Genomic DNA, 13,346 nt, shown 5'->3' on the forward strand with positions numbered 1-13,346 from the left:
AAAGCCTGATATCCCTCGAGATGTCAGGCTTTTTTTCATTTCACGCCATCCTTTCATGACCTACATCATCCCCGCTGTGATACTCTTCCGTCATCATTCGAATGAAATTTTCTTTTCGATGCGAAAAAAATCGGTCCTCCTACTTTAACGGTTACCTGGAAGGCCGCCCGGCGAAAGACACCGCGTTTGCACTGGTACAATGGACTGTCCCCGCGTTCCGGTTTATAGAACGGTTCAACCTGGTGAAACCAGATGGGAAATGGCTGCTGATGGACAGGCTTTCCTATCGCCAGCCCATATAACGGTCCAGCCCCGAAAATATGATATGATGGGTTTCGACCCATCGGCAACGAACCGGGAACGGTTTACCTTCGGGCCTTAATTTGGCACAAAAAAAACGTTTCCAAAAACTGATGGAGCCGGGCATTCCTGTCCGGCTTTTTTATGGTACAATCTGAACGCCGCAGGATGCCCCGGCCAGAGAGGTGCCCCTTCCGCCAGGTTAAAAAATAAACCGCTTTTAAACAATCCCGGCATCTAATGCGTTGATTCCTATGATTTGAGATACGACCGGAACCAACGAATACACCCGTGTTACCCGAAAGATTGCCCCGTTCAGGCCGGTTCCGGTCAGGTTAAAGCAAACGAATCCAATCCTGTTAGTTGTATGGCGAGAATGTTACGTACCCTTAAACTTAGTGTTTCTTCCCGGGCCAAGTTGCCGTTTTTTTTGTCTGCAGCCCTCCGCATCCTGCTGCCTGCCGTGGTATTGCTGGCTTTGTCCGGGAAAGCATGGGGACAGTCGTGTACCGGCTCCCTGGGCGATCCGGTATTCAAGGAAACCTTCGGCACGGCGCCTTCTTCGACACGGCCTACGCTCGGGCCAGCGCTCCCGGCGGGGATGACCACCTACATCCGGTATACCCCCGGGCTGGGCGGCCGGCCGGTAGGACCTTATCCCGGCCAGTACGTCATCAGTAATACGACAAGAGGCTATAATAACACCTATTTCGTGGACCGTCCGGACCATACCACGGGCGATTTTACCGGGTATTGCATGGTGGTGGATGCTGACGCCACCCCCGGGAAGTTTTACGAGAGAACCGTCACCGGCCTTTGCGCAGGGACCACCTTCGAGTTTTCTGCCTGGATCATGAATATCAACCCGAATACGGCCAATAGCGTGTCCAAACCAAGCCTCCGGTTCGATATCATGGATGCCAACAACCCCAATGGCACCCCGCTCACGCAAGTGTCTACCGGGCAGGTGTCTTACCAGTCGCCGGGCACGTGGGTAAGGCTGGCAGGCCTCTTCCAGATGCCGTCAACCACCAGTTCCATCATTCTCCGCGTTTTCAGCAACACACCCAATAGTAATGGTAACGACCTGGCGCTGGACGACATCGCCTTTGCCGCCTGCGGCCCCCCGATATCCTTTACGCAGGGAGCAGGGATCGTTTGCGCCGGCGGTAACACAAGTGTCAGTGTTTCGCTGCCCGCGGGCAGCTATTCGTCGTATTACTTTCAGCTGCAGCGCAGGCTGCTGAATACGACGAACTGGGAGAATGCAGGTACCGTAATTAATAACGGCGCCAGTAACCAACTCACTTTCCCCATCACCGATGCCCGTGCAGGTTATGAATACCGGGTGGAAGCAGCGGGCGGCGTGGCGGAAATCAACAACGCCAACTGCCGCGTGGTGTCTGACCCGCTGGAATTGAAGGTGATCGATTATTCTGTGAACATCACCGGCCCGCCGCGTGTCTGCTACAATACATCTACCACGCTTACGGCTGTTGTTACCCCGAAAGAGGGTACGGGCACGCCTTCTGCCGGGTTTACCTATGTATGGGAATCGGCACCGACGGCTACCGGCCCGTGGGCAGTGATACCCGGCCAAACCGGTGCAACGCTCAATACGGGTAACCTCGTCGGGCCGCGTTTTTACCGCGTAACGGCATCGGTTTCCGGGTGCCAGGGCGATGGGGTTTCCATCGTATTCCCTGTTGCAGTGGAAATGGAGCTGGCAATGGAACTGGGAACGCTGCCGGCCGATTGCCAGGGCACCACCTCCGTGAGCCTGCCATACACCATCAGAACCGGCAGCCCGGACCGCTATTCGATCACAAGTTCCGATATGCCGGGGTTCCAGGCCGTTACACTGGCCAATCTGCCGGCTTCGCCCATTCCCGTGGCAATTCCGGCAAATACACCCCCCGGGACATATAACTTTTCGATCACCTTCAATAAATCGGGACTGAATTGTAATTCGCCCGTTTATCCCTTCACCCTTATTATCGACGCGCCGCCTTCTCCCGCTGTAGCCGGGCCCGACCAGGAGCTGTGCAATGCCTCATCTGTGCCCCTCGCTGCTACGCCGCCAACTGTCGGACAAGGCACCTGGACGATGGTGAACGGCACTGCCAACGTTACTTTCAGCGATATTAATAGTCCCACAGCTACCGTTTCAGGCCTGGTGCCGGGGTCGTACCTGCTCCGGTGGACGGTTGCCAACGGCGGATGCCCGCCGGTTTCCGACGATGTGCTGATCAGCATCGAAGCGCTTCCGACCCCAGCCAACGCCGGTCCCGACCAAACGCAGTACAATTCCGGGACTTTCATTAACCAGGCCAATAGTCCAGGCAATGAAACAGGTACATGGTCGTTGGTAAGTGGGAATGCGACACTGGGAGACGTAAACGATCCTTACATGACCGCCATACTGGCTCCCAATACGAGCGCCACGCTGGTGTGGTCGATATCAAACAGTGTTTGTCCGCCATCAACAGACACCGTCGTGTTGCGTTATGTGCAGGAAGCAGATATCGAGATCGAAAAAACGGTCGTGGAAAACGGTCCTTACATTGCGGGACAGGATTTCTCCTACCTGATTTACGTGCGGAACGCCGGACCAAGCAACAACCCGTCTGTCGTTATTACCGATAATCTTCCCGCCGGGTTTATCCCATCAAACATACATGTGGCCGTATCCGGATCGGCGGCGATCCTGAACAACAACTCATCCGGCCGCACGATCAACGTTACTGCGGATATCCCCGCAGGAGCGTCTATAGTAGAGATTTTGGTGGAAGGGAAGATCGATCCTGGATTTGAAGGCGATCTCACCAACACTGCCACCGCCGTGTCCACCACTATTCCTGACCCGAATGGCGCCACCAGTACGGTGACCGTCCCCGTGGTACGGCGGCCGTTCTTTACCTCGGTTAAAGCCGCGCCATCGACAGCGGTGGCTGGGGAACAGATTTCCTTCAGCTTACGGATAGGAAACACCGGTTTGGGTAATGCGGAGAATGCCGTGTTTACAGACCTGATTTCCGCCAAGATGAGCAACATCAGCTGGTCGGCGGCGGCTACCGGGCAGGTAAGCATCGTTTCCGGCGCTACGGGCACCGGCAGCCCGGTCACCATTACCGCGAATTATCCTGCCGGCGATACGGGACATCTGTACGTCACCGTTACCGGCACGGTGAATTCGGACGCAACCGGAACGATTGAAAATACCGGTACTATCACGCCTTCCGAGCCAACTGTCGGCCCTTCCCAATCTAACACCACTTCCACGCTCATCATCAGCAGCCCGGGTTTACTGATTGACAAATCCGGCCCTCCAGGGCAGACGGCTACTGCGGGCGGACCGATCAGCTATACGATCGTAGTGCTGAACAATGGACCTAGTGATGCGGTAAACACCGTGATAACGGATAATATCCCGGCAGACATTACGCAGGTACAATGGACGGCCACGGCAGAAGGTGCAGCTTCGATCAGCAGCGGCAATTCAGGAACGGGCAATGCGGTACAGTTGACGGGGAATTTCCCGGCAGGTAGTTCCAACCGCGTTGTCATCCGTGTGACCGGCATCGTTAACCCCGATTTCGCCGGAACGCTGACCAACACGGCCACTGCAACCCCTTCGGAATCGGGGGCAGACCCGGTTTCGGATATCGAATCCACCGTGGTGACAAAAGACGTGACGCTGTCTGTCGTGAAGGCAGGCCCTGCGTTAGCCGTGGCGGGAGAACAGATATCCTACACCATTACCCTCACCAACAACGGCATTTCCAATTCTGCCAATACGACCGTCCGCGACCTGCTGCCTGCAGGGTTGACCAACGGCAGCTGGACGGCTTCCGTGACCCAGGGCACGGCCGTGATTACAAGCGGCGCCACAGGGACCGGGTCGCCCATCGAAGTGGCGGTCAACATGAATGCGGGCTCCGTGATCACGATCGTAGTACATGCCACCATTGCGCCCGGCGCCACCGGGGTGATCCGTAACACGGCTACCGTAACGCCTTCCGAACCGGGAACAACGCCCGTTACTTCCAACGAAGTAGTGACGGTACTGGAATCGCGGGCAACGCTGACGGTAGACAAATCAGGTCCGGACAACGCGATAGCCGGTGAAAATATCACTTATGTAGTGACGGTTGGCAATACCGGGCCCAGCAACGCCAGGAACATCATGATCACCGACGTGGTGCCGGCATCCGTCACGCTCACGACCTGGGCTGCCACCGCTTCGGGCAACGCCATGATTTCAAGTGCGCCCTCCGGCACGGGGAACAGTATTTCCCTGACAGGCAATATAGATGCTGGCCAGAACAATCTCATCCGTATAACCGTCAACGGTACCATCAGTTCCGACTTCAACGGTTCCATCACCAATACGGCTATCGCAACGCCGGAAGGGCCGCTCAGCAAGGCCGACACCGCCACGAAAATTACCAATGTGACGCGGACCCCGGCGCTCGGGATACTCAAATCCGCTGTGGATACCGTGCTGGCGGGAGACAGCATCATCTACAATATTGAAGTGTTCAATACCAGCAGCTCTTCGGCTGAAAACGTCGTGATAACGGACGTCGTTCCGGCGGCTGTTACCGGCGTGAGCTGGGTAGCGTCGTCCGCTGGACTGGCGACCGTGATCAGTGGCGCCACCGGGAACGGGAATAACATTTCGGTTACCGCAAACTTCCCCGCAGGAAGTGTGCACCGCATCTTCATCACCGTAAAAGGCAAATCGGGCGCGGCGGCGAGTGGCCAAATAGCGAACATCGCCACCGCCACGCCTTCGGAGCCCGGTACCGCACCCGTTTCCGATACGGCAACGACGGTGATTCAGCGGATACCGGAACTGGTGATCCAGAAATCCGGGCCAGACAAGCTTGCGGCCGGCGAGGAGATCATATATGGCATCGTCGTGCGCAACTACTCATCTTCAGACGCGCAGAATGTTTCCATCACCGACGTGATTCCCGCACCGGTAACCAACGTGAGCTGGACGGCCGTGGCACAGGGAGCTGGCAGCATCGTGAGCGGTGCTTCCGGCACGGGCAACAACCTGGCCATTACGGCCAACATCCCGGGGGGCAGTACCGCCAATGCGATACTGATCACGGTTACCGGCACGGTAGACCCGCTCTTCACCGGCAGCTTCACCAATACGGCCACCGCAACGCCTGCGGAACCGGAAGCGGAAACAGCGACCTCGCAACAGGTTACCACATCGGTAAGCCGGGAAACGGCTATCAGGATCCGGAAATCAGGTCCGGCAACTGCTGCAGCGGGCGAAACGGTCGCTTACACGCTCATTGTGACCAACGGCGGCCCGTCTGCCGCGCCAGCCGTGCAGATCACCGACGCCATCAACACGGTGCTCACCAACCTGAACTGGACGGCCGTTGCATCGGGCGGCGCATCTATCACAACTGGCGCCACAGGAACGGGTAACAGTCTGCTGGTGAGCGGCAGCGTCCCGGCGGTCCAGGGTGCGATCACCATTAATATTACAGGAACGGTCCGTCCGGATGCGACGATCGACACCATACGTAACTTCGGCATCGCGGTTTCGGACGAAGCGCCGGGTAACAGGATATATTCAGATACGGTTGTGACCGTGCTGAACAAAGTACCCAATGTGCTCATCAGCAAAACAGGCCCGGCAACGATCAATGCCGGCGAAATGATCGTCTACAGGGTGCGCATCGCCAATACCGGCCCGTCTAACGCGCGCAGTATCGATATCCGCGACACCATTCCCGCTACGATCGTCAACCCGACATGGACCAGCTCCGTTACCGGTAATGCTGCGGTGGTTGCAGGCTCCACAGGCGCAGGCAATATCCTGGCCGCTTCGGGCGACATTGCAGCTGGCCCCGGCAATGAAATCATATTCACCATCACCGGCCAGGTGGCCGATAATTTCGCCGGCGCCATCACCAACATGGCAGAGGCCGATCCTTCAGAACCCAACATGCCGCCGGTAACATCTTCGGTGACGACTACCGTGTCGAAACTGGCAAGGATCAGGATAGACAAATCGGGCCCGGCGGTGACGGAAGCCGGTACGCCGGGCGAATACATCATCCGCGTCACCAACGACGGCCCCAGCCGCGCCGATAACGTGACGATCAAAGACGTCCTTCCTCCGCAGATCCTGCAGGCAACCTGGGTAGCAGGGGCCAGTGGCGGCGCTGCACTCACCGGACCGGCTTCCGGCACCGGCGATGTGCTCACCACCGCCAATATTCCGCCTGATCCGGGCGCTGAAATTGTAATCGTAGTGAGTGGTCTGCTCGATCCCGCGTTCGGCGGCGCAACCTTCACTAATACGGCCATTGCACTCAACGATCCATCTGTATCGCCGGAGGGCGACACCGCTTCGGTGACGACGCTTGTGAACAGGGTGGCCAACCTCCGGGTGATCAAATCCGGCCCGGCCAACGCAGCGGCCGGCGAGCCGATTGAGTACATCATCAGGGCCTACAACAACGGCCCCACCAGCATCCTGGGGGCAGTGTTCCAGGACGTTATTTCCGCCGATATCCTAAACGTGACGTGGACTGCCACCGCACAGGGCAATGTGACCAACATCACGCCGGCATCCGGTAACAGCAACAATATTTCCCTCACGGCCGATATGCCGGCAGACAATAGCAGCTACCTGGAAGTGACGGTCCGCGGAGTGGTGTCTCCCGCCATGGTCAACGGCAGCACGATTCCCAATACGGCAAGCATTAACCTGCCGCCGGGAAGCACCGCCACCGATCCGAACCCGGCCGACAATACATCTTCCCTGATCACCGTGGTAGACAACGATCCGGTGGTGCGCATCGGCAAAACGGGCCCGGCAGTAACGAATGTGGGCGATACGATCAGTTACCGTGTAGTGATTTCCAACGGCGGATCGGGCAATATCACCGGCGCCGTCATCACCGATAATGTACCCGCATCGATCCGCGTATTCGACTGGACCGCCGCGGGCACCGGGTCGGCCACGGTTACCGGCGCTACTTCGGGCGCTACGAACGCAGTTTCTACAACCGCCGATATTCCTGTTGGAGCGGCCAACACGATCGTATTGAACATCACCGGCGTTGTGCTGGAAAACGCAGGTGTCACGATCGTAAACACGGCCAGCGTTACGGCGGGCTCGCATAAGGAAAGCTCGGTCACCACGTCCGTTAACCGTTCCACCGACATTTCCATCCAGAAATCCGGTCCGCAGGCAGTTAATGCCGGCGAAGTGATCAATTATACACTGGTGGTCCGCAACCATGGCAGGGTAGGCAGCAACGACATGGTGATCGAAGATCAGATCCCCGCCAGCATTACGAATGTTACCTGGACGGCAGAGGCATTCGGGGAGGCATCCATCCTCGACAGCGCACGTATCGACAGTAGCGGCAACCTCATCCGGCTGCCGGCGAAAATCGGACCTGGCCGGGCGAACAATTACATCGTGATCCAGGTGCGCGGCATCGTGAATCCTTCCGCAGGCGGTACCGCCATCACCAATACGGCTACCGTTACGCTAAACGATGTGAATGATTATAACATGCCCAATAACCAGAGCGTGGTGCTGACGGGCGTGGGCCAGCTCACAGGGCTGATCGTCCGTAAAACCGGCGCAGCCACTGCACAGGCGGGCAACGATATATCCTACGACATCGTGGTGATCAACAATGGTCCGTCTGATGCGGCGAATGTATCCATCAACGACGTGGTGCCGCCAGAAATCACCAATGTACAATGGTCGGTAAGCGTTACGGGCGCGGCCGTTATCACCGGTCCGTTCTCCGGAACGGGCAACAACGTGGCCACATCGGCGAACATTCCGGGCGGCACGGGCAACCTGGTGATCATCAGCGTGAAAGGCACGATCAATCCCGACTTCGCCGGAACCATCAGGAACACCGCGGTGGTGACCGCTCCCGGCATCCCCACGGTGACGGATTCAGCGGTGACGGTAGTGGAGAAAGTAGTGGCGCTGAAAGTGAGGAAAGACGGCCCTGCGAGCGTAACCGCCGGTGAAAAGATGCAATACACGATCACCGCCAGCAACGCCGGTCCGGCGAACGCACGCGGAGCGGCGATCACGGATACGATCGACAACAGGCTGATCAATGTTACCTGGACGGCCACCGCTGTAAACGGCGCGGCCGTAACGGCTGGCGCCAGCGGCAGCGGTCCGTTGATTGATGTGACCGGCGACCTTCCGCCCGCTGCAGGAGCGGCGATCACAATAATAGTGAGCGGAACGGTAGCGCAGGACGCGTCCGGGACGATCGTCAATACGGCAACGCTGAAGGGCAGTGAGCCTGGCGATGTACCGGTAGTGTCTCCGCCGGTGAATACGATCATCGACCGCCTCGCGAATGTTTCCATCGTGAAATCCGCACCGGCCAGGCTTGATGCAGGACAACTCATCCGGTATACGCTCAACGTTTCGAACGACGGCCCGAGCAGCAGCATGAATCTAGTCGTAACCGACCAGGTGCCGTCGCAGATTTCGCAGGCGCAATGGGTAGTGGCGCGGGCGGATGCGGGTGTAGTCGTACATTCCGGCGGCGCAGGAACGGGCAGTAACGTGAATGTTTCGGCGGATATGCCGGCAGGCACTTCGATGCTGATATTCGTGGAAGGAAGGATCGACTCTTCGTTCGCAGGAACCCTGCTCAACACAGCGTACGTTATCCCTTCTGAACCCGGTAATAAACCGGATACATCGTCGGCACAAACCATCGTGACCTTACGCCCGGATGTTCAGATATCCAAATCCGGTCCGAGATCCGTTACGGCAGGGTCTCCCATCCGGTGGGTGGTGACCGGCACCAACAACGGGCCGAGTTTGGCGAAAGGCGCGCATATCACGGATAATGTACCCTCGTTCGTAACAGGCGTAACCTGGACGGCAACCGCTACAGGCGGCGCACAGCTGACCGGGCCAACTTCAGGCAGCAACAACCTGATCGATCTTACTGCGGATATCCCGTCGGGACCGGGCAACAGCGTAGTGATCACGATCAACGGCACGATTTCACCGGCGCGCAGGGATTCGATATTCAACACCGCGGTCATCACGCCGGCAGCGCCCGGCGCGATGGCGGATACCGCCACCGTTGGCACGGAAGTGAACGTGCAACCGAGGCTCCTGGTGGCAAAAACGGGGCCGGCAATTATTACGGCCGGCCAATCCATCCGTTATGTCATCAACGTAACCAACCAGGGCCTTAGCAACGCGCTCGGCACGGTGATCACGGATGTGGTACCGCCTTCCATCACCCATACCATTTGGACGGCCGTTGCGTACGGGCAGGCAGCTATAGTGAGCGGAAATGGCGGCATCTCCAATAGTATCGCCGTTACGGCAAACATACCGGCCGGCCAGGCAAACGGCGTCATCATTACGGTGGACGGGCTGGTAGCGCCGAATGTTACGGGCAATATCGTCAATACAGCTACCGCTACGCCTGCAGAACCCGGTGTATCACCGGTGGCTGCAACGGCGACAACGGCGGTTACCACCGAATCACGGCTGTCGGTCTCGAAAACAGGTCCGGCGGAAATGACCCGTGGCGCACAGTCTTCATATACCATTACCTTCTCGAACTATGGCCCCAGCGACGCGAACGGCGTCCGGCTGTCGGACACCATCCCCAATGTGCTCGAAAACGTTCAGTGGACGGTGGTATCAAGAAACGGTGCGATGGTGACCAGTGGACAAACCGGCACCGGCAACATGGTGAATGTTACGGCAAACCTTCCCGCACAGGATACCGCTTCCGTGACCGTGGTGGTAACCGGGACGGTACGCATGAATGCGCCGGACGGAACTGTGCTGAATACGGCACATCTTTATCCGGCGGGTGCAGCTCAGATATCATCGAACACGGTGTCGAGCATCCTGCGGGCACTTACCGATCTTTCCATCCGTAAAACCGGCCAGCGCGAAACCTTTGAAGGCGGTACGCTTTTGTATACGCTTGAAATCGAAAACCATGGTCCATCGGCGGCTAACGGCGCCACGGTGCGCGATGCCATCCCGAACAGCATGACGGACCCCGTGGCCACGGTGCTTTCGGCAACTGGAGGTGCAGCCGGGGTGACTGCGGGTGTCAACGGGAACGTGGTGCTCGCTACGATCGGAACATTACCGCCGGGCGGCAAGGTGACGCTGCGTGTGGAGGTGACGGCGGTAACGCCGGGCGAATGGAGCAATACAGCTTTCGTTGACACACCCACCGGTGTACCAGACAGCGACAGCACGAACAACGAGAGCTCGGTGATGTCGTCGATCCTGGAAAAGAGCCACCTGGAAATCGATAAATCGATCGATCCGCCAACAGGGCCTTATTACCCGGCAGAAACGCTTACCTACACGCTGACGGCCCGGAATACCAGCAGCCGTGGCGTGAACCCGGTAGTGGTGACGGATACGTTGCCCGCGGCAACATTGATTTCTGATCCGGTATATAACGCGCCGCCGCAGGGGACCGTGGTGTTTGACCCGGGCACCCGCGTGCTGACGTGGAATGTGGGACTGGTAAATCCGTTCTCGGCTACGAGCTGGAGTTACCAGGTTACGATAAAAGACACAGGTATCATTCGCAATGCGGTGTTGATTGCTGGTCCGCCGGATGTGTCTACCCCAGATACCTCCACCGTGACCATCAAAACCGATCCGCAAACCGATCTGCGGATTGTGAAATCCGGAACGGCGCAGGCGTATGTGGGCGGTGCGGTGACGTATCAACTCGAAATATTCAACGATGGCCCTGCGCCGGCCAACGGTGCTACCGTGAAAGATACGCTGCCGGCGGGCCTGAGCCAGTTGGCGGTACGTGTGGTGTCTGTTGCCGGCGGCGCGGCGAATGTGCAGGCTTCCCTGAATGGACAGATCGCCGGAGCGGTGATCGGGACATTCCCGAACGGAAGTTCCGTTGTCCTGGAAATCACCGCCATCGCGCCGGATCAGCCGGCCAACCTGGTGAATGTGGGCTGGGTGGATACGCCGGCAGGGTTGAAGGACAGTGATAGTTCCAACAACCGGAGCGCATCGGTGACCACATCCATCGTTGAGAAAAACAGGCTGGAGATCGCCAAATCGTTGGCACCGCCGAACGGGCCGTATTACCCGGGTCAAACGCTGACGTACACCCTGCGCGCCACGAACCATGGCGCGGCAGCGGTGAGCCCGGTGACGGTGGTGGATACGATCCCCGCGGCCACGCTCGTTACCGATCCCGCGTTCGGCACACCGCCACAGGGTAGCGCGTTCTTCGACCCGGCTACCCGCTTGCTGTCTTGGAATATCGGTACACTGAATCCTGGACAGACTTTGGATTGGACCTATCAACTCACGCTGAAAGATACCGGCACGGTACGCAACGCTGCGTCTATCTCAGGCCCGCCGGATATCTCCACGCCGGATACATCTGTCGTAATCATCGAAACCGACCCGATCGCCGATCTGCGGATTTCGAAAACGGGTTCGGCGCAGGTGTACGCAGGCGGAACGGTCACTTATCAACTGGAAATCTTCAACGACGGGCCGTCGGCAGCCGATGGCGCAACCGTAAAAGATACGCTGGCGGCTAACCTTGGCCAATTGGCGATCCGTGTCGTATCAGCGTCGGGCGGCGCGGCGAATGTGCAGGCTTCCCTGAATGGGCAGATCGCCGGAGCAGTGATCGGGACATTCCCGAACGGAGGTTCCGTTGTCCTTGAAATCACCGCCATCGCGCCGGATCAGCCGGCCAACCTGGTGAATGTGGGCTGGGTGGATACGCCGGCAGGCATGAAGGACAGTGATAGTTCCAACAACCGGAGCGCATCGGTGACCACATCCATCGTTGAGAAAAACAGGCTGGAGATCGCTAAGCGTGTGGACCCGCCGAATGGGCCGTATTACACCGGCCAGACGCTGACGTACACCCTGCGCGCCACGAACCATGGCGCGGCGGCGGTGAGCCCGGTAATAGTGGTAGACACGATCCCCGCAGCGCGACTGGTTTCCGATCCCGTATTCAGTGCACCACCGCAAGGCACCGCGTCGTTCGACGCCGGCACCCGCTTGCTGTCTTGGAATATCGGTACACTGAATCCTGGACAGACTTTGGACTGGACCTATCAACTCACGCTGAAAGACACCGGCACGGTGCGCAACGCTGCGTCTATCTCAGGCCCGCCGGATATTTCGACGCCGGATACATCTGTCGTAATCGTGGAAACGAAACAATACGCTAACCTGAAAGTACTGAAGAGCGCCGTGGCGCCGCAGCCGCTGAGCGTGGGAGGCATCATCCAGTTTACCATCACCGCCTCAAACCAGGGCCCCGACGCCGGTACGCAGATCGAACTGCGCGATACGCTCGCCGCGATGCTGAGCAATCCGATCACGCTGGCCGCCAGCAAGGGACAGATCAGCTTCCGCGAAAACGGCCGCATCATCATCTGGACGATCCCCGCCATGGCGAACGGATCCACCGAAACGGCAACCTTCACCGCCAAGCTCCTGAACGGGGAAGCTGTGGTCAACAGCGTAAGTATTAAAGGCAAGGAAATCGATATCGACCTGAGCGACAACCGCTTTACCATTGCACCGATCCCTGTTACGGGAGACGATATCTTCATCCCCAACACCATCACTCCGAATGGGGACGGTCGGAACGATCAGTTCAAAATACCGGGCATCCAGCGGTACCCCGGTTCGGTGCTGACGGTTTACAACCGTTGGGGCAACCTCATCTATCAAAACAAGAATTACGACAACACCTGGGACGGCGGCGGCCTCAGCGAAGGGGTGTACTATTACATCCTGGAACTGAAGACCCCAACGGGCACACGCCTCCTGAAAGGATGGATCGAACTGCTGAGATAGTGCCATACTTTTAACTTCCGGAAAACCCGCGCATTGACGCGGGTTTTCCTTATTTACAGGACATCCCCCTTATCAGATGAAACGCCTGTATCCCGCCAGCTGCATGTTACTGCGCTGCCAGTGATCTGCTGCGCAAAAAATGGCGTTCCTCCGAAAACCG

1 protein-coding gene is annotated in these 13,346 nt (G+C 58.1%); it reads left to right on the forward strand.

Annotated elements, in window-relative coordinates; all coding sequences use genetic code 11:
* Window positions 1-730 precede the first annotated feature (730 nt).
* Window positions 731-13,186: a DUF7927 domain-containing protein gene (locus EJ361_RS01120; RefSeq protein ID WP_164714029.1), complete on the forward strand. Its 12,456-nt coding sequence runs from the start codon at window positions 731-733 to the stop codon at window positions 13,184-13,186.
* Window positions 13,187-13,346: the final 160 nt, after the last annotated feature.

The sequence above is a fragment of the Chitinophaga rhizosphaerae genome (genome assembly GCF_003958645.1).
GTDB classification, from domain to species: domain Bacteria; phylum Bacteroidota; class Bacteroidia; order Chitinophagales; family Chitinophagaceae; genus Chitinophaga; species Chitinophaga rhizosphaerae.